Annotated in this window: 24 protein-coding genes; 9 read left to right on the plus strand and 15 right to left on the minus strand. The window is 45.0% G+C overall.

Features of this window, described 5'->3' with window-relative positions:
* Positions 1 to 5: 5 nt before the first annotated feature.
* From aceE to ampD, 4 genes are all read right to left on the minus strand, one after another.
* Positions 6 to 2681: a pyruvate dehydrogenase (acetyl-transferring), homodimeric type gene (aceE, locus tag BGK61_RS05450; protein ID WP_014999250.1), complete on the minus strand. Its 2676-nt coding sequence runs from the start codon at positions 2679 to 2681 to the stop codon at positions 6 to 8.
* A gap of 210 nt (positions 2682 to 2891) precedes the next feature.
* Positions 2892 to 3638 (minus strand): pyruvate dehydrogenase complex transcriptional repressor PdhR, encoded by a 747-nt coding sequence (gene pdhR, locus BGK61_RS05455; protein WP_014999251.1) that lies wholly within the window; start codon positions 3636 to 3638, stop codon positions 2892 to 2894.
* 365 nt (positions 3639 to 4003) lie between these two features.
* Positions 4004 to 4906, minus strand: a complete 903-nt coding sequence (gene ampE, locus BGK61_RS05460; protein ID WP_076011314.1) for a beta-lactamase regulator AmpE — start codon at positions 4904 to 4906, stop codon at positions 4004 to 4006.
* 38 nt (positions 4907 to 4944) lie between these two features.
* The gene (gene ampD / locus BGK61_RS05465) at positions 4945 to 5490 is read right to left on the minus strand and encodes a 1,6-anhydro-N-acetylmuramyl-L-alanine amidase AmpD (protein ID WP_076011315.1); all 546 of its coding nucleotides are present in this window, start codon (positions 5488 to 5490) and stop codon (positions 4945 to 4947) included.
* A 172-nt stretch (positions 5491 to 5662) separates the two neighbouring features.
* Here ampD and BGK61_RS05470 point away from each other — a divergent pair, with 172 nt between their 5' ends.
* From BGK61_RS05470 to BGK61_RS05510, 9 genes are all read left to right on the plus strand, one after another.
* Positions 5663 to 6181 (plus strand): retropepsin-like aspartic protease family protein, encoded by a 519-nt coding sequence (locus tag BGK61_RS05470; protein WP_014999254.1) that lies wholly within the window; start codon positions 5663 to 5665, stop codon positions 6179 to 6181.
* Positions 6182 to 6200: 19 nt separating this feature from the next.
* Complete coding sequence (gene nadC / locus BGK61_RS05475; RefSeq protein ID WP_076011316.1) at positions 6201 to 7055, plus strand: carboxylating nicotinate-nucleotide diphosphorylase; 855 nt, start codon at positions 6201 to 6203, stop codon at positions 7053 to 7055.
* 543 nt (positions 7056 to 7598) lie between these two features.
* Positions 7599 to 8030, plus strand: coding sequence for a pilin (locus tag BGK61_RS05480; protein WP_076011317.1), 432 nt, complete (start codon positions 7599 to 7601; stop codon positions 8028 to 8030).
* Between the two features lie 77 nt (positions 8031 to 8107).
* On the plus strand, positions 8108 to 9316 hold the full coding sequence (locus BGK61_RS05485; protein WP_076011318.1) for a type II secretion system F family protein: 1209 nt from the start codon (positions 8108 to 8110) through the stop codon (positions 9314 to 9316).
* Between the two features lie 52 nt (positions 9317 to 9368).
* Complete coding sequence (locus BGK61_RS05490; RefSeq protein WP_076011319.1) at positions 9369 to 10259, plus strand: prepilin peptidase; 891 nt, start codon at positions 9369 to 9371, stop codon at positions 10257 to 10259.
* Positions 10260 to 10277: 18 nt separating this feature from the next.
* Positions 10278 to 10895: a dephospho-CoA kinase gene (gene coaE / locus BGK61_RS05495; protein ID WP_076011320.1), complete on the plus strand. Its 618-nt coding sequence runs from the start codon at positions 10278 to 10280 to the stop codon at positions 10893 to 10895.
* A 236-nt stretch (positions 10896 to 11131) separates the two neighbouring features.
* Positions 11132 to 11884: a cell division protein ZapD gene (gene zapD / locus BGK61_RS05500; RefSeq protein ID WP_014999260.1), complete on the plus strand. Its 753-nt coding sequence runs from the start codon at positions 11132 to 11134 to the stop codon at positions 11882 to 11884.
* Between the two features lie 88 nt (positions 11885 to 11972).
* Positions 11973 to 12200 carry a DNA gyrase inhibitor YacG gene (yacG, locus tag BGK61_RS05505; RefSeq protein ID WP_014950407.1) on the plus strand — a complete coding sequence of 76 codons (228 nt, stop codon included), beginning with the start codon at positions 11973 to 11975 and terminating at the stop codon, positions 12198 to 12200.
* Between the two features lie 260 nt (positions 12201 to 12460).
* Positions 12461 to 13333 (plus strand): aspartoacylase, encoded by an 873-nt coding sequence (locus BGK61_RS05510; RefSeq protein WP_076011321.1) that lies wholly within the window; start codon positions 12461 to 12463, stop codon positions 13331 to 13333.
* An 87-nt stretch (positions 13334 to 13420) separates the two neighbouring features.
* Here BGK61_RS05510 and BGK61_RS05515 read toward each other — a convergent pair whose 3' ends face one another.
* The 11 genes from BGK61_RS05515 to BGK61_RS05565 are packed head-to-tail and all read right to left on the minus strand — an operon-like array spanning position 13421 to position 25122.
* Complete coding sequence (locus BGK61_RS05515; RefSeq protein WP_076011322.1) at positions 13421 to 14710, minus strand: methyl-accepting chemotaxis protein; 1290 nt, start codon at positions 14708 to 14710, stop codon at positions 13421 to 13423.
* Positions 14711 to 14719: 9 nt separating this feature from the next.
* On the minus strand, positions 14720 to 15088 hold the full coding sequence (locus BGK61_RS05520; RefSeq protein WP_076011323.1) for a response regulator: 369 nt from the start codon (positions 15086 to 15088) through the stop codon (positions 14720 to 14722).
* A gap of 16 nt (positions 15089 to 15104) precedes the next feature.
* The gene (locus tag BGK61_RS05525) at positions 15105 to 15839 is read right to left on the minus strand and encodes a ParA family protein (protein ID WP_076011324.1); all 735 of its coding nucleotides are present in this window, start codon (positions 15837 to 15839) and stop codon (positions 15105 to 15107) included.
* Positions 15836 to 16093 carry a hypothetical protein gene (locus tag BGK61_RS05530; protein ID WP_076011325.1) on the minus strand — a complete coding sequence of 86 codons (258 nt, stop codon included), beginning with the start codon at positions 16091 to 16093 and terminating at the stop codon, positions 15836 to 15838. The genes BGK61_RS05525 and BGK61_RS05530 overlap by 4 nt, the downstream gene beginning before the upstream one ends.
* The gene (locus BGK61_RS05535; protein WP_076011326.1) at positions 16084 to 18699 is read right to left on the minus strand and encodes a chemotaxis protein CheA; all 2616 of its coding nucleotides are present in this window, start codon (positions 18697 to 18699) and stop codon (positions 16084 to 16086) included. The genes BGK61_RS05530 and BGK61_RS05535 overlap by 10 nt, the downstream gene beginning before the upstream one ends.
* Complete coding sequence (locus tag BGK61_RS05540) at positions 18692 to 19069, minus strand: response regulator (RefSeq protein WP_076011327.1); 378 nt, start codon at positions 19067 to 19069, stop codon at positions 18692 to 18694. The genes BGK61_RS05535 and BGK61_RS05540 overlap by 8 nt, the downstream gene beginning before the upstream one ends.
* 1 nt (position 19070) lies before the next feature.
* Positions 19071 to 19925, minus strand: a complete 855-nt coding sequence (locus BGK61_RS05545; protein ID WP_076011328.1) for a CheR family methyltransferase — start codon at positions 19923 to 19925, stop codon at positions 19071 to 19073.
* Positions 19918 to 20559, minus strand: a complete 642-nt coding sequence (locus BGK61_RS05550) for a HEAT repeat domain-containing protein (protein ID WP_076011329.1) — start codon at positions 20557 to 20559, stop codon at positions 19918 to 19920. The genes BGK61_RS05545 and BGK61_RS05550 overlap by 8 nt, the downstream gene beginning before the upstream one ends.
* Before the next feature lie 14 nt (positions 20560 to 20573).
* Entirely contained in the window at positions 20574 to 21611 is a 1038-nt protein-coding gene (gene cheB, locus BGK61_RS05555; protein WP_076011330.1) for a chemotaxis-specific protein-glutamate methyltransferase CheB, read from the minus strand.
* 19 nt (positions 21612 to 21630) lie between these two features.
* Positions 21631 to 23178, minus strand: a complete 1548-nt coding sequence (locus BGK61_RS05560) for a chemotaxis protein CheW (RefSeq protein ID WP_076011331.1) — start codon at positions 23176 to 23178, stop codon at positions 21631 to 21633.
* A gap of 36 nt (positions 23179 to 23214) precedes the next feature.
* Positions 23215 to 25122, minus strand: coding sequence for a methyl-accepting chemotaxis protein (locus BGK61_RS05565; RefSeq protein ID WP_076011332.1), 1908 nt, complete (start codon positions 25120 to 25122; stop codon positions 23215 to 23217).
* Positions 25123 to 25153: the final 31 nt, after the last annotated feature.

Here is a 25153-nt window from a genome sequence, read left to right on the forward strand (position 1 = left end):
CTGGCTTACGCGTAAAGTGGGTTAAGTTTTTCAGCGTTAATATCAAAACGCTTAATGGCTTCTGCTACCACTTTCTTCTCAACGTCGCCGCGCTGAGCTAATTCATAAAGTGATGCCACCACGATGTATGACGCATTAACTTCAAAGTGAGTACGCAAGTTTTCACGGCTGTCGCTTCGACCGAAACCGTCTGTACCTAGGCAACGGTATTCAGTGTCGATAAACGCACGTACTTGGTCTGAGTAGTTCTTCACATAGTCAGTGGCAGAAATCGCAGGACCTGCGTCTTTCGTAATTACCTGACCAATGTAAGGTACTTTTTGCTCGGCTTCTGGGTTTAGCATGTTCCAACGCGCTACGTCTTGACCTTCACGCGCTAGCTCGTTGAACGAGGTCACAGAGTAAACGTCAGAAGACACGTTGTAGTCGTCACATAGAATTTGTGCCGCTTTACGTACTTCGTTCAAGATAGTGCCCGAGCCCATCAGCTGCACATTAAGCTTCGACTTGTCGTTTTCAACGCGCTCAAGCTTATAAATACCTTTAATGATCTTCTCTTCAATGCCCTCTTCTTCAGGCATTGCAGGGTGCTGATAGTTTTCGTTCATCAATGTCAGGTAATAGAAAATATTTTCGTTATTACCGTACATACGTCGTAGACCGTCTTGAATGATAACTGCTACTTCGTAACCGTATGTTGGATCGTAAGTAATACAGTTAGGAATAAGGTTTGCCTGAACGTGAGAGTGACCGTCCTGGTGCTGTAGACCTTCACCGTTAAGGGTTGTTCTACCTGCTGTTGCACCTAAAAGGAAACCACGAGCTTGGCTATCACCTGCTGCCCACGCTAAGTCACCAACACGTTGGAAACCGAACATTGAGTAGTAGATGTAGAACGGAATAGTGGTAGCGTTACACGTTGAGTAAGACGTACCCGACGCAACCCACGATGCCATTGCACCTAGCTCATTAATACCTTCTTGTAGTACCTGACCTTTCTTATCTTCGCGATAATAAGCTACCTGGTCAGCGTCCTGAGGTACGTATTTCTGACCTTCGTTGGCGTAAATACCTACCTGACGGAACAAGCCTTCCATACCGAATGTACGGGCTTCATCAGGAATAATTGGCACAATACGCTTACCAATTTTCTTGTCTTTCAGTAGCGCGTTAAGTACACGTACAAACGTCATGGTTGACGATACTTGACGGTCACCCGAACCTTTTAAGATTGCGTCGAACGCGCTTAACTCAGGAATTTCAAGCTGCTCTTCGGCTTGCTCGCGGCGAGAAGGCAGGTATCCACCTAGTGCTTCACGACGCTCGCGAAGGTACTTCATTTCTTCGCTGTCTTCGTCAAACTTGAAGTAAGGTAGGTCAGCAATCTTGTCGTCTGCTACTGGAATATTGAAACGGTCGCGGAACGCCTTAATTGATTCAACGTCCATCTTCTTAACGTTGTGCGCTACGTTCTGCGCTTCGCCTGATGCACCAAGACCGAAACCTTTAACCGTTTTAGCAAGGATTACCGTTGGACGACCTTTCGTATCAATGGCTTTTTGATAAGCAGCGAATACTTTAACTGGATCGTGACCACCACGGTTCAAGCGCCAAATGTCATCATCAGACATGTTAGCCACAAGCGCCGCTGTTTCTGGGTACTTGTTGAAGAAGTTTTCACGGGTGTACTTACCGCCTTTGGCTTTACAGTTCTGGTATTCACCGTCTACCGTTTCACCCATAAGCTGAATTAGCTTGCCAGATTTATCGCGAGCTAGAAGCTCATCCCAGTAGCTACCCCAAATGACTTTCACTACTTCCCAGCCCGCGCCGCGGAACGTACCTTCAAGTTCTTGGATAATTTTGCCGTTACCACGTACCGGGCCGTCTAGCCGCTGAAGGTTACAGTTGATAACAAACGTTAGGTTGTCCAGGCCTTCGCGAGACGCAAGACCGATTGCACCCAAGCTCTCTGGCTCATCACACTCACCGTCGCCCATGTAGCAGTATACGCGCTGACCTGAACAGTCTTTAATACCACGGTTAGTTAGGTATTTAAGGAAACGTGCTGTGTAGATAGCTTGAAGTGGGCCTAGACCCATAGATACCGTTGGGAACTGCCAGTAGTCTTTCATCAAGTGAGGGTGTGGGTAAGACGATAGACCATCGCCAGCACACTCTTGACGGAAGTTGTTTAACTGTTCTTCAGTTAAGTTGCCTTCCATGTAAGAACGCGCATAAATACCTGGAGAAATATGGCCCTGTGCGAAAATAAAGTCGCCGCCTTGATTTTCATTCGGCGCTTTGAAGAAATGGTTAAAGCCCACATCGTAAAGCATAGCTGATGATGCGAAGCTACCAATATGGCCACCAAGCTCTAGGTCTTTCTTAGATGCACGCAATACAATCATCAATGCATTCCAACGAATTGCCGCACGGATGCGCGCTTCGATGGTCAAGTCACCAGGCATTTTTGGCTCTTGCGCTGCTGGGATAGTATTGATGTAGGCAGTAGTAGCGTCATACGGTAAATGCGCTCCGCTGCGACGAGCTTTATCAATAAGTTTTTCGAGTAAATAGTGGGCGCGTTCTACGCCTTCCTCTTCTAAAACCGACTCAAGCGCATCAATCCACTCTTTAGTTTCTTGAGGATCTACATCTTGGTGCATCATATCAGACATGGTGCCATCCTATTTTTTGCTTATATAGAAAATCCTCCCTTAGCATTGCCCCTAATCTTAAAGGCGCTAAAAGAAGGAAAACTAAATTACGTTGTACTCACAGTGACCCAATCTGGCTCACCTGCTTTTGCAGTGGCACAGGAAAAACCTGACCGGCCTCTGCGAATGAATAGCTAACTAGCCCTTATTTATACAAAATCAGACTAGTAACTAAATCTCTAATCGTCGCAATGCGCGCTGCACGCGGGAATCGCGTTGATTAATGGTTAATAGCGTTTTTTCGATAAACGCCAAATGCGTATTACATGCCTGACGCGCAGCTTCGGGGTCGCGAGAAGCAATGGCCTCTACAATTTCGCGACGCTGTTTAGCAATGTCTTCCACCGCTTCAGGGTGCGCTGCCAGCATGTCAAAGTTTCGTTCAATATTGTCCACCAGCATGCTTTGCATGGTGCTCATTACGTGCAACAACACCATGTTGTGTGATGCTCTTGCCATGATGATATAAAACTGTCCTAACGCCTCAGCTTGGGCACGTTTGCTTTCGTGCGCTTTAGGTGTAGGTACGTCATTTAATGCTTGCTTCAATGCTTCGTAGTCTTCTGGTTGACCGCGAAGTGCTGCGTAGTACGCCGCCATTCCTTCAAGAGCATGACGAAATTCAAGCAAATCAAATTGAGTTTCAGGACGCTGACTGACTAAATCCATTAATGGGTCTGTCATGGCTGAGTTAAGGTTGCGGTTTACAAACGTACCACCACCTTGCTTACGCTCTACCAGCCCGCGAGCCTGCAGATTTCCAATGGCTTCCCTAAGTGAAGGTCTCGATACGTCAAATTCAAGTGCAAGCTCTCTCTCTGGTGGTAACTTTTGTCCAGCCAACAGCGTGCCGTCGAGTATCATCGACTCGAGTTGTTCTGTAATTACATCAGAGAGTTTTTTTCGCTGCTGACGCATGCGCTCTACATATCCTTCTAACTAAACCATGTTTTATAACAATAGCGGCGTTATAACAGCGGTGAATGTAAAAAATAATCGTAGAAAATTTAATCGCACTCACAATTGGTAATACCATTTTACCTATCTAGTTTAAGGCAGATCGATTTCGAGGTAAATACTCCCAAGCATAGCAAAGCCTGTGCGATTTGCTGGGTGTTAAGCTTTATTGTTGAAATTGTTAAGAAAAATCAGAAGCAGCAAACTGGTCTGATGAGGAGGGAGAGACACACGGTAGTCATCAAAGCGTCTGATCTACATACAATTAATAAATAGACCAAACGCTTTCCCAAATTTTACTGGATAGTAAATGTTAAAAATAATGATTATGCCAAGCTGCCTACAAGCGTAAGTGCCGATGTGATTACAAGCAGAAAAATAACATTACGTTTTGCTAACTTTACAAGCACTTTTGGCTCTACTGCTGCATTTTCAGCCTGAAGCTGCTGCTCATCAGGGGTTAATACCTCAGCTTTGGAGGAGATTTCAGTAAGCACATCATATGCTGAGACATCAAACTGGAGCGCATATTTTATCCACTCAGGTAACGCGCGAGAGAAATGTCCCATCATCAACATACCGAAGGCTGTCACGCGAACAGGGATATAATCAAGGGCAAACATTAATCTGCCAGCAGCCCCTTTTAAAGGATGATTAGCACTGCATAATGCCTCGGTAGTACTTCGGCTTAGGGCGTAAAACAATGCGCCCGGTGCACCAAATGCAATAAACCATAACATGACTGCGGCATAATGCTGATAGTTGAGCCAAGTAAGGTGTTGCCCAAAGCTTTTACCTTCTGCACCGGCACTGCCATCGCTATCTGATTGACTGGCGCAGTGACCTAACTGATCGGTGTACATGCTACACGCCTGAAGGTCACCTCGGTCTGCGGCATTAAGAAAGTTCTTGTAAACAGCGCGTAATGAGGGGCAGCCTATACAAACGAACAGTACAATACTTTGCTCTATAAAAGTTAGAAATGCGCCAAGCACCCAGTATTCAATTAGACCGAGTAATATTGCGGGAAGCAGAAGGTAAAAATAAAGCGCAGCGGACGACGCTTTCTTACGCGCATCTTCACTCCCCTTCTCTTCGTAAAGATTAATTAAGCCCATATCTTTAAGGAAAGCGCGATATTGGCCAGCATACTTTTCTATATGCCAATTAGGTGTTTTTGTTATCAACCGTTCTAGGCTGAGAACTAACAGCAGGCTCATTAACATCATAAGAATTGAGTTTCCTTTTTATCAGCGGCCGAGGTTAATTAAAATGACTTAAACCCAGCAACGCGCATTCTGTACCTTGCCCAGTCGAAAGCAACACCTGGGTCAGTTTTTCGCCCCGGCGCTATATCATTATGGCCTACGATACGCCCTAAAGTGATCCGAGGATAGCGTCTTGTAATAAAATCAGTGAGTTCGCCGAGCGCTTTATACTGCTCATCGGTATATGGCAAAGTATCAGTGCCCTCAAGTTCTATACCAACGGCATAATCGTTACAGCGGCTGCGCCCTTGAAACGAAGAAAATCCTGCGTGCCATGCGCGCTGTTCGAAGGGTACAAATTGTTCTACTTCACCAGTTCGATAAATCACACAATGAGCGGAAACTCGTAACCCAGCAATTTCTTTATAAAAGGGATGTTCATCAGGGTTAAGTGTGCCGGTAAACAATTGGCGAATGCCTGGCGTACCAAACTGTGAAGGTGGAAGTGAGATATTGTGTATTACTAACAGGCTGATGTCTGTGCTGTCAGGGCGAGCATCATAATGCGGACTTGCCGTGTAGCTCGCGTGATTGTAGAGCACCATAGTATTTGCTTCGATAATTGATTTTCTGCGTTATAGCCTACATTGTATATGGATATAAGTGTATAGGGCTATACGTGTTGCGCTGCACAAGGCGAACTGTTTAATTTCAGATTCAAAGAAATTAGGCTGAGAAAAAAGCAATGGCCGCTGCTGTTATAGAAAAGGTTAATGTATGAGTGAACAACAAGACCCGACAACATCAACGGGCAAATGGATGGTGGCGCTTGCATGGATTTGTGGCTTTGGGCTACTGGTTTTTGTTTTTTCGGATTTACTGGAAAAGCAGATTAACCCCAATAGTGAGCCTGCATCTGAGCGGATCGGCTCACAAACCGAAGTGCGTCTTAAGCAAAATCGCCAAGGTCATTATGTAACCACTGGCTATATCAATGGTGAGGAAGTGGTATTCCTTGTAGATACTGGCGCGACTGATGTTGCCGTGCCTGCCCATCTGGCAAATAGATTACAACTTAGAGCTGGCCGACAAGGTCTTGCTAGCACGGCAAACGGTGTAGTGAGAGTTGCTGAATCGACCATTGATACTCTGCGTATTGGTGAAATTGTAGTGCGCGATGTAAAAGCAAACTTAAATCCCGGTATGCAAGATGACCACATATTGCTTGGAATGAGTGTTCTTCGCCAATTAGAGTTTACTCAGCGCGGAGATTGGTTAATATTGCGTACCCTCTAAATAGACCATAGCGATGAAGATGACATCACAAGACATGCAAGCAATTCGAGAGCAAGTATCTAACGCGCTTATTGAAGATCTTGGCGGCGAATTAAATGCCGCAAACGACATTACCTCAAACCTGATAGATGAAAACGTTAATGCAAAAGCCACAATAATTACGCGAGAGCCTTGCGTGGTTTGCGGAATCGCATGGGCAAACCAAGCGTTTGCGCTTATTGACGAGTCAGTGTCACTAACTTGGCATGTGAAAGATGGCGACAAGGTTGATGCCAACACCGTTCTGGTTAGTTTGGAAGGTTCTGCTCGCGCTATATTAACTGCTGAGCGTACAGCCCTTAACTTCCTGCAAACTCTGTCGGCAACCGCAACTATTACCGCTTTTTACGCTAAATTTTTGGATGGCTCTAACACCAAAATTTTAGATACCCGCAAAACGTTACCAGGTCTTCGCTATGCGCAGAAATATGCGGTGCGATGCGGCGGCGGGCAAAACCACCGCGTGGGTTTGTTCGACGCTTTCTTAATTAAAGAAAACCACATTTTTTCTTGCGGAAATATAGAAAAGGCAGTCAGCCGAGCAAAGGCAATGATGCCAGGTAAGCCTGTTGAAGTAGAAGTAGAAGACTTAACGGAACTTGAACAAGCCCTTCGTGCAGGTGCAGATATTGTAATGCTGGATAACTTTTCTAACGAACAGATCCAACAGGCAGTAGCGCTAAATAAAGGTCAATGTAAACTGGAAGTATCAGGAAACATTACTGATGAACGACTGGCTTCGCTCGCGAAATTAGGCGTAGATTACATTTCATCTGGTGCCTTAACTAAACACGTTCAGGCTATTGATTTGTCTTTGCGCATTAATTTGTCCTAGCGAAGCAAGAAAGCGATAGAGCGCTATTAAAAACGTTAACGGTGGTGTGATTACTAGATTGGCAACTGTGTTGTTATTCCATAGGTTCACATCACGTTTAAATTACAAGGTTGTTAGACTTTGATGAAATTCATCACTCGGTGATCATAGTTAAACGCTAAACAACAATTTGTTCGCTGTAACCCGCTTACTCTGGGTATTATAGTGATTTGAAAGCGCTAAGTAGATGTATGATTTGCCATACGATTACGTCCCCTTCTGTTCAGTCATTTCTCGATAATGTTTTTTGTGTATAGATAGGCATACGCACTTAAGTCATTAACTTTTATACGAAAGTTCAAGTGAATACGCCTGCCAAGGCATGGCGAACCGTGTCATACTGAAAAAGCTAGACATAGGTATATTCGCCTATACTTGTCAGCAACAAATAAAATTCTATACTGAGTATCAAGTACCAGGGGCGTTAAATGGACGACTCGGGTATAAACGTCAATTTGAATTAGATTTAAACTTAGCGTGTTATACACGTCCCGGAGAAAAACCATGATGAACATGAATACTAAAAACCAAAAAGGATTCACCCTTATCGAACTAATGATTGTTGTTGCCATTATCGGTATTCTTGCAGCAATCGCACTTCCTGCTTACCAAAACTACACGCAGAAAGCGAAGTTTACTGAAGTGACCAATGCTACGGCTGCTGCGAAGACTGCAGTTGAAATTTGCGCGCAGACTGTTGACGCGACTTTAGCTGAGTGTGACGGCGGTAAGAATGGTATTCCTACCGATATCGATAGCTCAACAGATTCATCTTTAGTTGGTTTAACAACATTGAACGGAAAAATTACAGCTACAGCTTCTACAGATTCTGGTGTTAAAGATGGAACAGCAGCTGCAACATACGAACTAGCTCCGACAGTTACCGGTGGTAAAGTGACTTGGACAGCTACTTGTAAGCCAGCAACACTTTGCTAAATCAGTAAATTGCGGTAAAAGCCCAGCTTAGCCTGGGCTTTTGTGCTTATGTAGAAGACTTGAGGCGAAATTAAAGTATGGCAAAGGCTGCTACAGTATTTACTTGGCAAGGGAAAGACCGACACGGCCAAGCTCGTAAGGGCGAAATCTCTGCAACCTCTCTATCTGAGGCTAAGAACCTTCTTCGTCGCCAAGGTATCTCTGCCAACAAAGTTAAAAAGCTTGCTAAGCCACTTTTCGGTGGTGGTCAAAAAATTACACCCTCAGACATTTCTGTCGTTTCGCGCCAAATTGCTACCATGCTTGCTGCTGGCGTTACCTTAATCCAATCGCTAGACATGATTGCGCAAGGGCATGCAAAAGCATCTATGCGAAAACTTTTGGGTGAAATCACTGACGAAGTTAAATCGGGTAATCCACTTTCATCAGCGCTTAGAAAGCACCCCCTTTATTTTGACGATTTATATTGCGATTTGGTTTACACCGGTGAGCAGTCAGGTGCACTTGAAACCATTTACGACAGAATTGCGACTTATAAAGAAAAGGCCGAAGCACTAAAATCAAAAATCAAAAAAGCAATGTTTTACCCCATTGCGGTTTTGGTTGTTGCTTTTATTGTTACGACTATCCTCCTTATTTTCGTTGTGCCTCAGTTCGAGGAGATTTTTAGTAGCTTTGGGGCTGAACTCCCCGCCTTCACCCAGTTCGTACTGGCTATTTCCCGATTCGTGCAAGACTACGGCATTTTCATTGCTATAGGTATTGGCGGTGCAGGCTTTATGTTTATGCGTACCTATAAGCGAAGCCAAAAGCTGCGTGATACGGTAGACCGCAACATTTTAAAAATTCCCGTTATTGGCGAAATACTAAAAAAAGCCAGTATTGCGCGCTTTACTCGAACCCTAGCCACCACCTTTGCTGCGGGGGTTCCGCTTATCGGAGCGCTTGAATCAGCAGCTGGTGCATCGGGTAACGCCGTGTATCGCGAAGCCATTTTGTACATGCGTAAAGAAGTGGCGGGTGGTATTCCCATGCATGTTGCTATGCGCGCTACACAAGTATTTCCTGACATGGTGACCCAAATGATTGCTATTGGTGAAGAGTCGGGCGCGGTTGATGAGATGCTAAGTAAAATTGCCACCATCTACGAAGCAGAAGTTGACGATATGGTAGACGGCTTAACCAGCCTACTTGAGCCTATGATCATGGCAGTACTTGGCGTGGTAATCGGCGGCTTGATTGTGGCCATGTACCTCCCTATATTCCAGATGGGTAACGTGGTATAACGAGCGTCAGCACATAATAAACATCAATTAAGAACGATAAGAACCACACTCCATGGACGCCATAATAACGCTTAGCCAGCTGTACCCCGCTATATTTTATTCCCTTGTTTTTTTCGTAAGCTTAATGGTTGGCAGTTTTCTGAACGTAGTGATTTACCGCTTGCCTATTATGATGGAACGAAGCTGGCAGCAGGAGTACCAAAGCTACTTTAGCGAAAGTGAGCCACCGACTGATGTCACACCATCGTCGTCAGACGAAGTATTTAACCTAATAAAGCCTGACAGCACATGCCCTAGTTGCGGCCACAAAATTCGTGCATGGGAAAATATCCCTGTTATTAGCTACCTGTTTCTAAAGGGCAAATGTGCTAAGTGCAAAGTGGGCATCTCCATACGCTACCCACTTGTTGAACTGTTTACTGCTATTGCCTGTACACTCGCGGCCTATCAATTCGGCGTCACGTCACAAGCACTATGGGTTGTGTTATTTACTTATGTGCTCGTTGCGCTGCTGTTTATTGACTTAGATAAGATGCTATTACCCGACCAGTTAACACTGCCTCTTCTATGGTTAGGATTACTGTTAAGCACGCAAAATATTTTTGTAGGTACGACTGATGCTATCATCGGGGCAGCAGCTGGCTATTTAAGCTTTTGGTCTGTCTACTGGCTATTTAAGCTTGCCACAGGCAAGGAAGGCATGGGTTATGGTGACTTCAAATTGCTCGCGGCGCTTGGTGCCTTTACCGGGTGGCAGGGCTTGCCCATAATAATCTTACTTTCTTCATTTGTTGGTGCTATTGCTGGAATTTTGATTATGGTTGTTCAAAATAAAGGGAAGTCATTAGCTATTCCTTTTGGTCCCTACCTTGCTGTGGCAGGTTGGCTAACGCTGCTTTTTAAAGACACCATTATCACCACCTACCTCGACTATGTACTTTAGTAACAAGGCGCCAGCGATATGAAAAAACAAAACAATTTCGTAGTGGGTCTTACTGGCGGAATAGGTAGCGGTAAATCTGCTGCCACTGATATTTTTGCGTCTCTAGGTATAGACATTGTGGACGCCGACGAGGTCGCAAGAGATGTGGTCGCTGTAGGTTCAGAAGGGTTACAGCAAATAGCTGAACACTTTGGCGAGCGTATTTTACTTGAAGACGGTAGCCTAGATCGCGCCGCACTTCGCGAAAAGGTCTTTGCCAACTCTGAAGAGAAACAATGGCTTAACGGTTTACTTCACCCGCTTATACGAGCTCGTATGCAGCAGCTTATTAGCGAAGCCACCTCCCCTTATTGCATTTTGTCTGTACCATTATTGGTCGAAAACAAACTTACGGTAATGTGCAATCATGTGGTGGTGGTCGATTGCCCCGAATCACTGCAACTTGAACGCGCTCTAAAGCGAGACGGCAGCTCTGAAGCTACTATTAAAAGTATTATGGCGTCACAAGCCTCTCGCGAAGAACGCCTTAGTGCCGCAGACGATGTACTAGACAACAGTACCAGCTTAGATGCCCTTTCCTCGCAAGTTAAAGCCTTGCATAACAAATTACTCGGGCTGTCTGACGCAATATTGTAAATATTGAGATTGACGTAAAGCCACAACCTGGACACAGCCTCCTGCCCTCCCAAATGAGCGATCACTGTGTTAGAAGTTGATTTTTGGAACTTTTTTGACCAAATAACGTCAAAGTAGAAATTTGTCGAACAAGTATACTTGGCTTAAACGCTTTGATGCTTTAGGCTTGTTGGCATTCGCTATTCTGCTATTTTTTTAGCACAATTTCTCTAAGTCTATGTGTTTTAAGGGGTTCCATGGGTCACGCTGTTTTCGAATTTCCACTAAAGGAAAAAGTACGTAACTATTTACGTGTTGAGCAGCTGCTTGGACAACTCAAAATTACGGCTAAATCTGAACATACGCACCTTCAACTTGTATTTTTCGAACAACTTTTCGAATTGCTCGACCTTATAGAAAGGTTGGATCTTCGTTCAGATCTGACCAAAGATCTTGAGGCGCATGAAAAGAATTTGGTGTATTGGTCTAAGCATCCCAAAATAGACAGCACCGCATTAGAACAAGCCTTGAAAACGGTTCTGACTTTAAAGCAAAAGCTAAAAACCGACCGCCGTTTTGGCAGCGCCCTAAAAGAAGATAAATTGCTTAGCGCGATTAGGCAGCGCTTTGCTATTCCTGGTGGCGCGTGCAGTTTCGACTTACCTAACCTACATTTTTGGCTACAGCAGCCACTAGAACAACGCCTTGCTGAAATAGCACAATGGCTTGAAACGTTAGCCTTGCTTGACGACGCCATTGCCGTAAGCCTGTCGTTTATTCGCGAACGAGGTCAATTTGTCAACGTGGTGGCTGACAACGGTTTTTACCAAGGTGCAGCAGAAGATAAAAACGAATTAATTCGCGTCAAATGTAGCGTTGATGAAGGGTATTACCCTACGCTGAGCGGCAACAAGTACCGTTACGCACTTCGTTTTATGCTGTTTTCTCCTCAGGAAGGACAAACTGGCGCTGTGGAAAGCAGTATTCAGTTTCGTTTAGCTGCCTGTTAAACTAACCGTCAGTTTTTTATTTCCCGTCTACGGTAAAGTTTAGGTTCTACAAACTACGCCGTTAAGACGTATTTCACTGGAGTAAAGTATGGAAGTGAAATGTCCCATTTGTGCCAAACAAGTTGTTTGGGCACCTACAAGCGAATACCGCCCTTTTTGCAGTAAAAAATGCCAGCTTATCGATTTAGGTGAATGGGCAGCAGAAGACAGAAAAATTGCGGGTAAGCCTGCAGAAGACGCAACACCTAAGCATATCGATGTTGAAGAGATAGAGGCTATGTTAGCGCAGCAATCTGATGACTTCTTTAAGCACTAGTTGCGCCCTGCTACTATCTAGAATCTGACTAGCACCAGTATTTAAGTAAATTCCGTTTAGACGTATTCTCGTACCAAGCGCTGTGGTGTAGTATCTGCTTACTTGGCAACCAAGTAATTGGTAGGTGTTTTAGGTACAAGTAACAGGTAAATGTACACTACTCATCCGTATTGATTTATCAAGACGTTGAGCAAATATATTAAGCAATACTTCGCTGCGCCTTCCTACCTCATACTCACTCTAAACAAAAAGGAACATGCATGTTTAATTCTATCGCGCTTGTTGGTGGTACTCACGGTAACGAAACCAGTGGTATTCAGCTTATTCGAAACTGGCAACAGTTCGGCCTACCTTCGCGATTTAATGAACTTAATGTTTCATTGAATATTGCCAATGAAGCCGCCCTTGCTGCAAACGTACGATTTGTAGAAGAAGACTTAAACCGACAATTTACGCTTGAGCGTTTGTCGGTCGACAATCCAGCCAAAGAAGCCGTGTTGGCTAAATCGCTTAACAATAAGTTTGGACCTAAAGGTAATTCGAATACGGATTTGGTGATTGATATCCACAACACCACCAGCGAAATGGGTGCCACGCTTATCATTCTGGAAGCGGATGAATTTCATATTCAACTGGCCCGATACGTAAAGCAGCAAATGCCAGAAGCCAACATCCTGGTAGAGGACGAAAAGCCCTACCTTGAGCATGGTTACCTGTGCACCACGGGTAAAAAAGGGGTAATGATAGAAGTGGGTGGGCAGCCACAGGGCGTGCTACGAGAAGATGTTTATCTTCTAACGCAAACCATGGCCGAAGCTATATTGGATTTTTGTGCAGCGTATAACAACGGCGAGATCAGTACCGAGGCATTGCCCGCCTGCGAGGCTTTTCGATTAGGTGATAACGTGTCTTTTCCGCTAGATGCTAATGGAAAACGTACCGCCATGATTCATCATTCACTACAAGACAATGATTTTAAGCCTCTCATGCCTGGCATGCCCGTGTTTAGGACGTTTGATGGCAAAGACATTGTGTGGGACGGCGACACCGAAACCTACCCTCACTTCATTAATGAAGCCGCTTATTTCAAATTAGATGTAGCGTTTGCCACGGCTGAGCGAATAACCTTGTAGACTTAAACTGCCTTGTTATTGTTAGTCGCCAGCAGCGTGGTGAAAAGAATCAACTAAAAAACCTATTGGGCCCTTATGGGCCCGTCATTAAAAGAGTTCTATCTTAGGCTCTCGCGCCTCTTCAAACTCATTTTTTCCTTCTGGGGAAGACTCATTAATATCAAAATGTATTTTGCGCTGATCTTCCATAACGTACTTTTCAAACATTTCTTTCGTGCTTAAATTAAACGACTCGTCGAAATGTTCTCGATTATCGATGTAAGACGAAAACTGCCCGAACAAGCTAACAATCGTGTCTTGCTCTAACTTCACGTGTTCGGTGCGCTGGCGAATAATATCTTGAAATTGAATTTTAGCTATCGCCCCGCTCACTTTAGACGCCACTTCTGTCGCACTCTGTGAAAAACACGCCAGCATTTTGGGGTTTAGCTCTTCTAGCACCCGATAATGGGCGGTAATGTTTTCTAACGATTCGGAAAACCCCGTTAGTAAGTCACACGTATCATTTGACCGTGTTGAATTAAGCATTTTCTCTCCTTGATGATGCGCGGCATCAAGAGCAGACTTTATACCTGACTCAATTTTTTCAGCCGCATCTGAAGACTGAGAAGACAGTATTCGCACTTGTTCTGCCACCACTGCAAAGCCTCTTCCGTATTCTCCTGCTCGAGCTGCCTCGATAGCAGCGTTTAGCGCTAGCAAATTAGTTTGCGATGCAATATTTTTAACTAACTCCGTCAACTCTTTGAGGTTCTCGACTTCTCGCATTACACCTTGAATCGCTTCAGTATCTGCAATCTGCTGCTCTCGCTGGGTACTTATCATGGCTTTAATACTCGATAAACGCTGCGCGGCAAGCTCAAACTCATCGGCGCTTTTTTCTTTGCAGCTAAGCGCGTTCTTTTGGCCTAACTCGACATTGTCTATGCTGTCTTGAATACTACTTTCAATTTCGTATAGCGCCTTCATCAACTCCATCGAGGCGTCTTCGGTGATAGCGCTAATGCCGTCCATTTGCCCTTTTAAAATGGCTACGTATTCGCTGACTTGAGCATGTGTCTCGTTGAGTTGTTTTGAGGTTTCCTGAAGGTAGTCTTCTTGTCGATTAAAGCTGGCTGTGAAGACACTTGTTTGCCTTCTTGAATACCACGTAATAAAACTTAAGAAGCCAATGATTGTGGTAATGGTGCCTGCATGCCCGCTAAATAATTCTATGGGGGCGTTTAGCGAAACTGCTATTCCAAATGCAGACGCACTTACCAAACCGCTCCAAAGCAAAAATGAGTCCTGTATATTCTTAGTCTTATCCTTAAGCACTTTAAACTTCTCAGCGAGTACCATTTCATAATACTGCTTTGTTTTTTCAAGTACTTTCATAATCTAACCTTATGCAGTTGGCACCAACTGCTTTACTACACCTAACAATTGCTCTGGCTCAACCGGTTTAACCAGCCAACCTGTTGCGCCTGCCGATTTTGCTTCTTCGCGACGACTTTGTTGCGATTCTGTGGTCAACATCAACATGGGAGTAAATCTAAATTTAGATTGCTGCTTTAACGCTTTTATAAGCTCTATCCCGTTCATGCCCGGCATGTTCAAATCTGTGATAATTAATTTAGGACTGATTGATTCAAGGGCTGTCATAGCCGCTTCCGCACTTTCCGATTTTGTGACCGTATAGCCTGCGCGTTTTAATAACATTTCCATGCTCATTAGCATGGTGGCCGAGTCATCTATTAAGTGTATTGCGCTCATTGCATTACCTCTCGTGTTAGCCTATTAACTGTTTACATAATTCAAGATAGTCATGTGCGCCACGACTATTGGGCGCGTAGGCAAATACAGGCTTATTTTCTGCAAATGCCTCGGCGAGTTTGATGCTTTTTCTAATGGGGCTTAGTACTTTGCTTCGTCCATAGCGCCCATACCAGTTATTTAACTCCTGTCTATGCAGTTTTAGATTTTGCTCTACCATGACAGGTAAAATAGTGAGTTTGGTTGCTCTGAATTTTCGTTCTGCCATAGCATTTCTACAGGCATTGAGAAGCTTTTGAACACCATCACTTGCCAATGGAAGCGGTGTGGCGGGAATAATGATATCGGTCGCAGCCGAGAGCGCGGACATCAACTGCGGGCTCAATGTTGGCGGCGTATCTATAAGAACAATATCGAAATGTTCAGTTACCGCTTCCGAGTCACACCAATTACGTAAAACATCCAGCGTAATTTCATCAGTCGTGTTGGCATTACAGGTATCAACATCGGTTGCATAAATGTTGTCGGAACACTTCACGATAGCTCTAAAAAAGGCGTTGAGCGGCAGCTGAGTTATGTCGTTTTGTTGAACGCATCCGAGTGCCTTTAACCCGTGCATAACATGGCCTTGATTATCCAGGTCCAGCACCATAACCCGCTTGTTCGCCTGTGCGAAGCCATAAGCGAGATTTACCACCGTGGTGGTCTTCGCCGTACCGCCTTTACGATTAGCTACCGTGATCACTCTCATTCGAACCACACTCTACTTTGATTGCGTTGCATCATTTCAGTCAGCCAAAAGAGTGCATCGGCTTCAGGCCACACGCTCACTTTTGGTTTCTTTTCGAGTAGCACCTGGTATACAGCGGTATGTGCACTAGTTAACGCTTTTAAATTGACTTGTCGGGAGGTCTCTTCATTCAGCCAAGCAAAGAGTGTTTCAGCTTCTTCAATTTCACAGTGACCGGTCATGACCGCGACTTTCTTTTTATAAGCTACAGGCATTTTGCTAGTACCTCTTGAACATTGATAATCAACAACACACGCCCATCGCCTAGCAGCGCTGTTCCCGAAAAGTGAGCGTATCCGGCGAGCACACCCTCAAGCGGCTTTTGAATGACGTCGATTCCTTCGTGAAACTTATCGATGATTAACCCGAATTCTCCCTGGGGCGTCGATACCACGAGAATTGAATGCTCTTGTCTTTCCCCGGCTTGTTCGAAACCCAGTGCTACTCGTAAATCACATAGAGGTATAAGCTTTTCTCGGATTACCAGTACATGTTCATTGCGAATACGCTGAATATCGGCTGCAGGGACTTTGACGGTTTCTACAACGGCATCCATCCCAACACCGAACATTTGATCGTTCACTTCGAACATCATTACCCGATTTACCGACATGGTTTGAGGTAATAGCAATTTGAAGGTACTTCCTACACCCACTTCACTTTGCATTTCGATGGTGCCACCAGCCTGGCTAACCATGGTTTTTACGGCATCCATTCCAACGCCACGTCCTGACAGATCTGACTCTTGCTCGGACGTAGAAAAACCCGCTGCAAAAATTAGCTGAAGCGCTTCGTTGTCGTCCAACGTTTCAAGCTGTGTTTCACTAATAATCCCTTTTTGAAACGCCAGAAGCTTTATTTTGTGTGGGTCGATGCCCTTACCATCGTCACGAATTTCTATGATTACGCTATCATCTAGCGGTGTTGCAATGAGGTCGATTCGACCTACTTCAGGTTTTCCTGCTGCAAGTCGCTCTGCAGGAGACTCTATGCCGTGATCTATGCTATTTCTTAGTAAGTGAATGAGCGGTTCAGATAGTGATTCAATTAAATTTTTGTCAAACTCAGTGTCTTCACCCTGCATACATAACTCGATTTTTTTATCGAGCTTTCTGGCTAAATCCCGCACTAAGCGAGGGTAGCGTTGAAATACGTGAGAAACCGGGACCATACGAATCTGAAGTACAGCACTTTGAAGCGATTCAGTTAGTCGGTTAACAATGGAGAAATGGGCTTTGATTTGCTTACTGAGCTTTTTGCTGCCTCCCTCTTCTTCAGCTTGCTTTGCTAGATAAGGCAGAGAATTTTTGGCAACGGTTAGCTCGCCAACAATGTCCATCAGGTAGTCTATTTTTGACTGATCGACCTTGAGCATTTTCACCGCTTGGCGTTCAGCTTTTACAGGAGCGGCTGTATCATCAGTTGTTTCTGGTGCGTTAGCGGGCTGTGTAACCTCAGCTGTCGCGTCACTCGATGTTTGTTGCGCCTGCTCATCATTTGCTTGCTCTTGAATTGTTTCATCATCTAACGCATTACTAATGGCCTCCGCCAGCGCGTCATCATTTTCAAATGAGGCGCCCAGAATATTGCCCACCAGCCCTGCGATAGAAGGGAACATTAATTCAGATTTATAGTTATTCGAATTTAGTAGCGTAAGCTGTTGTTTCAGCATCGCTCGTTCGTGCAACGCTAAGGTTTTTGGCTTAGACGCTTCTCCTTTCGAGTCGCCTGTTTCATTTGCCTTACTTATATCGACTTCAGAAGACACATTGGTATTAATGTCTGTACTCAAGCTCTCGTCATCTCGGCTCTCGTTATCAAGAAAACTCAATTCGTCGACTGAAGTTAACACGCTTAGCACCGCCTTATTAGCGCTAGCATTTTCGCTGTCATCAAAGTTGAGTGAGGCAAGCAATAGTCCGGCGCTAGCATGAACTTGCTCTATGTCTCTTTCGTTTATGGCTTGGGTTAAGGTGTTGTCGTCGATATGCTTAACGCATTTTTGTATTTTATTAACGCATGCAGCTTGTAACGCTTTAATGGAGAAGATGACGTAAGAGTACTGCCCCTCGTAATACGCCATATGTTGTTTAACTGCATCTTCGCTAGCAGCGCCAAGCGCCTTAATTGACGTAAAACAGTTATAGATATCTGCATCTTCGGCTAATTCGGGGATTTCAATTTCAAGAGCTTTTAACCCTGGCAAGGCTGCCGCAACGTTTATTGGGTCTTCTCCGCGAAAGAAACAGCCTTCATCGGGTGTGTAGTTGATGAAGTAACAGTGTGAACCTGTCGCCTTACAAAGTAATTGTAATTCAGCATTTTCACCGAAACTTGCTAGCAGCGCTATTTGCTCTTCGCTTAATGCTTGCGCATCGGCAACTACACCTTCATTGTTGACTGCGTTGTTGCTCTCTTCGATGTTACTCAGTGCTGTTGGGTCGATAAAGTGTCTTAGTTGAGCGCTTAGCTGAGTCGATATTGGTTTCCACTTTTCTAAATCCTGCGAGCCTACTTCAAGCTCGTCGAACCATATTGAAATTTGGTCCAAGGCTTCAAGCAACAAGTCGCCTATGCCGTCGCTGTAGGTGACCTCATTCGACCTTACACTATCAAGTAAATCTTCTGCCGCGTGAGCTAGGCGAGTTAACGGCTTAATATCAAATAAATCAGAGGAGCCTTTAATGGTGTGCAGGTCGCGAAAGATTTTATCCACACGCTCTGAAGCTGGGCCTGAAGACTGAATTGCTATAAGCTCCTGACTCGCCGACTCTAAATTCTCGCGCGACTCGCCAATAAATACGTCGAGTAATTCACTCATTGGCTTCCCCTCCAATCGCTGCGCTTACTACCGACTTTAACGTGTCTGCATCGACAGGTTTTGTCATGTAGTAATTCGCACCACATTGATAGGCTCGCTCGGCGTCTTGATTGGCTGACTCGGTGCTTATCATGATAATAGGAACTGCTCGTAGTGCTTCATTGAGCCTTATTTCCTTACATAGCCGATAGCCATCCATCTTCGGCATGTTTACATCAACAAGGAATAAGTCCACGCTTGTTCCTATAGCCTTCTCAAGCGCTTCTACACCATTTTCCGCCTCTTCGATAATTCGATCTGGTGAAGACACCAGCATTTTGTGGAACAATCTTACCGTAGAGGCATCATCAACAATCATCACTGTCTTCATGTTATGCCCCTCCTGCAAGTGGCTTCTGATAAGCAATCACATCGCCAAACTTACGTACCTTAAACATGGACGAAATACGGCTCATCGATTCACTGTGTCCTAAAAAAATGTACCCACCTGGCTTCATGGCGTCGTAAAGCACTTGCGCTGCCTTCTTACGCGATTCATCATCAAAATAAATGAGCAAGTTTCGGCAGAAAATGAGGTCAAAATGTCTGAATTGCTTCATATTGCTTGCCGATAATATATTTGCGAGGGTAAAAGACACTGACTCACGGATGTCATCACTTAGCTGGAATTGCCCATTAATTTCTTTGAAATACTTTTTCACCAGGGGAAGTGGAATGTTCTGAACTGAGCGTTTGGAATAAAGCCCCTTTTTTGCTGATGCCAGCACGTTGCTGTCAATATCAGATGAGATAAGCTCTACATCTCTGTGTGCTAGCCCTTTCCAATACTCGATAAGATATATCGCTATTGAGTATGGCTCTTCGCCAGTGCTTGAAGGTACTGACCAAATGCGCAAATCCTCTCCAGCAGGACGATAACTGTCTAACTCATCCATTATTTCTCTTGTCATCGCTTCAAATTGATATTCTTCACGGAAGAAATACGTTTCGTTGACAGTCATCGAATTCACAAGATTCTGGAATTCTTCACCCGACGCTTGAAACCGCATGTAGGTAAAATATCCCTTAAAACTTGTATGACCTGTAGCCTTCATGCGTTCATGAAGACGTTTATCTACAAAATAGCGTTTCGAGTTTTCGAAATGGATCCCGGTTTTCCGGTAAAACATGGAGCGGAACCGTTCGAAATCGGCAGCACCTATTTGTTCTAGCGCTACATTACTCATCGGAATTTCTCACTTGATCACGAATTAGCGAAATCACAAACTGAATGTAGCTATGGTTAGGAAAGCGGCTTTCGACGGTTTGCAGGATATCTAACGTTGACACATCGGCAATTTCAGCGAGTTTGTCCAGTGCGGTTCCAACAACATTTTCATTGTCGTCATTTAAAGCAAATTGATGTAACCAGTTCACTGCATCTATATGAGCAACTGCTCCAATGATGTCTACGCAGAAAATACGAGTATCTGGGTCGTCATCATGCATGAGCAAATTAACATTCGCGGCAAAAATATCAGGATTTTGCTGCATAAGCTCAATGGCCCCATTTCGCAACTGCACATGTTCGCTTTTAAGCATGGTAATGACTTGCGAGGCATGACTTTGAGTCATGTCGTGCTCAAGTGCGCTAAACAATGCCTCTATCACAGTTGGGTCATCTTCTTGTGGCAATCGGTATATAAAAGCATCGAGTGCGTCTTTTTGGCCGCTCAAATCTCTTACCGCCCACCGGCGCACATCACTGTCGCTAGAACTCAGGTCACTAATAAGTTGCTCTTTCGTTCGAGGGTGTTCGCGCTTTTCCTCAAAGTCATTGGAAATATCGGCGATAGGCGCTATTTTCTTCTTTAGACCCATGATTACTTCTCCTCTTAACGACAAAGCGCATTCAATTTAGATGCGACCTTGGGACTATCTAGTACGAAGCTGGCGCAGCCCGCCTCAATAAGCTCTTTTGGCATACCAAAAACAACTGAGGTCGCTTCACTCTCTGCGATAGTTGTCGCCCCTTCTTTGAATGCTTTGCTCATAGCGGCAACCCCGTCACACCCCATTCCAGTGAGCTGTACGCAAAGCATAGACAAAGGCTTGTAACAATTGAGGGCGCTGTCGACCATACGATCTACACTGGGATGCCACAAAAAACTTGGGCTTGAAGGCACAGGACGCGCTGAGACTTCACCACCTATTTTTGAGAAGGCGAGGTCGGCATCCCCTTTTGCAAGATAGACATTGCCAGCCTTTATGGGCATCTTCGTGTTCACCTCAACCACATTTAGCGGACTAATGCCGTCCAAGCGTTTAGCTAGCGCACTGGTAAAAGACGCAGGCATGTGCTGTGAAATAACAATGGGAACAGGGAATGTGGGGCTTAAGTTAGCTACCAGATGTTCAAGCTTTTTGGGACCACCAGTGGAAACGCCTATCAACACGACTTCAAAGGGAATGCTCTTTTTATTGCGAACAGCTTTTTGTGTCACGACTGGGGGCGGTTTTATTGTAGGGCGCTGTGGTTTGCCAGTTTTGGCCAAAGCATGGATTTTATTTATTAACGGTACTTCTATGTCGGAAATGTCCCGAGATACTGTCCCCCCCGTTTTTAACACGAAGTCACTGGCACCTAAGGCAAGCGCCTCTAAAGTAATGGTTGCACCTTTTTGTGTAAGTGACGACACCATAATAATAGGGCACGGATAGAGTTTCTTAAGCATCGCCAGGCACGTCATGCCATCCATTACCGGCATATTGATATCCAGCGTAATACAATCTGGTTGGAACTCGATAGCTTTCGTTAGCGCTTCTTCGCCATTACGTGCTATTTGAACAATAAAGCCTTCTTTCTCGAAAAGTTGCGTAAATAGCTTTCGCATTAACGCGGAATCGTCGACGATAAGTACTTTTACTGCCATACATAACCTCGAATATTAGCTAGCGCTGCGCTTGAGCTTTGGAAATAGCGTTATCATCAAGTAAAACCTTTGGCTCAATGATTTGAATAATGCGTTTCTCATCATTAAGCTTGATCAAACGGTTTAAGAACTCAGATTGCATCTCAGAGAGCGAAGGTGCTTCTTCGATTGTCTGCCTAACCACAGTCTTCACTTCCGCGACGCCATCAACAATGAAGCCGGTCCGCTGTTTATCTTTAGTAAGTACAACAATGCGCTGACGTTCTGAGGTTTCGCTACACGGCAAACCTAAGCGGCTGCGCAAGTCGATAACCGGTAATACCGTACCCCGAAGATTAACAATCCCCTTTAAGTAATCTGGCGTACTCGGCACACTTTCGAGTTTTTCAGGTACTCGCGTAATTTCTTGAGTATCATCAATGCTCACGCCATATTCTTGCCCATTGATCCAAAAGATGACGTATTGCTCGCAATCATCCTCATCGATTGATATATCGTTGCTATCATTCATTTGAGACTCCTGCTGAATATCGGCATCAAGACTGGTTAATACGCTCATCAGCGCCCGGCTGTAGATGTTGGAAAGGTTGATAATAGACACCAGGCGTTTGCCGCCATCGCTGCGATATACGGCTTCAAGTAGCCCTGACTCCGCACCGTCATTGCATACCGAGGGTACTGATTCCAGTTCAGCCTCAGAGATGGATACCACATTACTGACTTTCGCTACCACAAAGCCAACGCTACCAAACTCGCTGTGCTGTGTTACCACAATGCGCGATGCCTCGTTAATCTCAGTAGGCATCATGCCAATGGAATTCGATAAATCGACAATGGGAATAATGCGGCCGCGAAGGTTGACCAATCCCAAGACAGAAGGTGCACTATCTGGCAATTGAGATATCTCGGAGGGAACGCGCACAATCTCTTCCACGTCTTGAAGATGAAATGCAAACTCTTGGTCTTCTAGCGAAAAACACACTAACTGCTGTAAATGGTCTTCCTCTTGAGCATCCACAGGCGCGTCATTATCAATATGCTTCATCCCCGAAAGCTGCATTGTGTTGCCATCTTGCTTAACAACAGCCTGCGCTTTTGCAAGTGCAGATACATCTAAGATTTGCTCTACAGGCTGGTCGCTCTGTTTAATGATGCCTTGCATATAGTCGTAGGCGATGGAATCTGTCATTGAGGTTTTGTCAATAACAGCATCGCTACAAACGCTGTAAACACGTAGCACTCTGTCTACCAGAAAGCCAACGCTACCAAGTTCAGATTCCACTACAACTACGCGGGTGACATCACTCACTTGTGCCCGTACACCGAGTAAAATTGTGCTTAAGTCGTAAACTGGCAACACGTTTCCACGTAAGTTTGCGAGGCCAATCATTTGCGCAGGACCAAGGGGGACAGAAACCATCGTTGGTACGCGAATGATTTCGCCCACCGCGAGCATTGGAAAAGTGAAACGCTCGTCGTTGACCATGAAAGAAACAAACTGTTCTTCACCACCAGCCATTTGCTCTGTTTCGTTTGCGGTCTCATTGTTCGTTTTTTCGTTACTCATGAGGCAAGCTCCTCTATTTGACACAAGCGTTATGGATTAGCCGTTTTGCATTTCGTCTGCCACTGAAGCAATCTCTTCAATTGACTTGGCCAAGATTTCCATACCTTTGCTCTGCTGATCTGCAGCGTTGAGCGCCTGTTGACAGTTACTGCTTGCTTGCTCATTTGCCGTCGCTATTTGCTCCAACCCCCGCTGAGCCTGTGTAACACCCGCGGCAATTTCTTCGCCACGCTCTTTCATTGCTTGGTTATATTGAACAACTTCGGTAATATCATTCGCGATTCTTTCGACATCTTGCGTAGTTTGCTTCGCTTTCATGACCTCTCTAGACGCACTTTCAGCAACATTTGTTAAGTCTGTTTTCACACTCATGGTTTGGTCTTGAATGGCTTTGATAAGGTCTTTTATCTGCTCTACATTTTCAGCCGCTTCATCTGCTAGGCTTTGAATATCTGCTGACACAACCGCAAAACCTTTGCCATACTCACCTGCTCGCGCCGCTTCTACTGCTCCGTTTACTGCCAACATGCTGGTTTTTACTGATACCGTGGTGATAGTATCGATAACCTTATCTATTTGACGCGTCATGACTTCCATCTCACTGATGGCACTCACATTTTCTTTGCTTGTTTCAAGGGCCAAGTTTATGCCGCTAACCATTCCCTCAATCAACGCACGGTTTTCTTTAAGTAATCCAGTAATAGCTTTGCCTTTTTCTAAAGCCACATCACACTGCGCAGAAGCTTTATCAACGCCTTCTCTTAACAAGTCGATATTTCCGACGGCTTGGTCGACAGAGCTTGCAGCTTGTTGAGAGCCATTATTCACTTGGGTCAATGCCGTCATGATTTCACTGGATGAGCGATTGATTTCTTCAAGGGTTGCTGACAACTCTTCTGCAGAAGACGCCACTTCTTCTGCACTCTTGTTAATGTCTGTACTGTTTTTCAGCTCTTCAGTAATTATTTCTAATGACTGCGCAGCCTGTTCAGCTTGAGACAAGGCCACGCTCTGCTCAGAAACATTAGACGACACTTCTTGGGCTGCGGTAGATTGCTCGTCGGCAGCACACGATATTGCTTCTGAACCAGTTTGAATTTCTTTAGCCGCTGCATCCATCGATTTGACTTGTGCCTGTAGTTCACCCGCACCGTCTGCAATGCTCTGCATGTCTGATTTTATGGTGATAAGTTGCTCGGTAACCGCTTGGCCTTTGGTCACTTCCTCAAGCGCCGCTTGCGATGATGATTTAACGGCATCAGAGACACTGTTAGATTGCTGTTGAATACGCTCTATCTGCTTAGCTATATCTGCAGCACTTTTGTCTGACACTTCTGCGAGCGCGCGAACCGTATCGGCGACTACAGCAAATCCCTTTCCGTGCTTACCAGCCCGTCCCGCTTCAATAGCAGCGTTAAGCGCTAGCAAGTTCGTCTGATCGGCAATGCGGGTAACTTGTTTGACAGCTTCGCCGATGTTTGATGCTTGTTGCTCTAACTCGCTCATCATGACCACTGAGCGTGATTGATGCTCAGACGCAGTTTTAACGCTGGTCATCATGGTGCTTAAATCGCCAACCACACGCTCAAGGTAAGTTTGAAGCTCGTTGGTTTTGTCCATTGTCGAGCCTGCCAATTCAAGCTGTGCAACAAGACCACCTGAAATCTGAGTGATAGCCGCTAAGCTTTCTTGGCTTGCACTGCTCGATTCCTCGGCGCCTGCTGCAATTTCGTTAACTGCAGTGGATAACTGATCGGTTGCGCTTGATGCCTGATTAATACCACTTGCAAGCTCAGTGGTAGCGGAAGCAACTCGTTCTGCAGCTTGCTGCTGCCTTGCGAGTGTTCTTGCTTTGCGGCGCTCCTCTTCCGCTTCTTTACGCATCTTTGCATCAACTCGCACTGCAGGTGCGACTGTTTGTTCGGTAGATTTTTTGAGCGCCATAAGTAACCTCGATATATGAATGGCTGTTAAT

The organism is Alteromonas abrolhosensis (assembly GCF_001953635.1).
In the GTDB taxonomy this organism is placed as follows: domain Bacteria; phylum Pseudomonadota; class Gammaproteobacteria; order Enterobacterales; family Alteromonadaceae; genus Alteromonas; species Alteromonas abrolhosensis.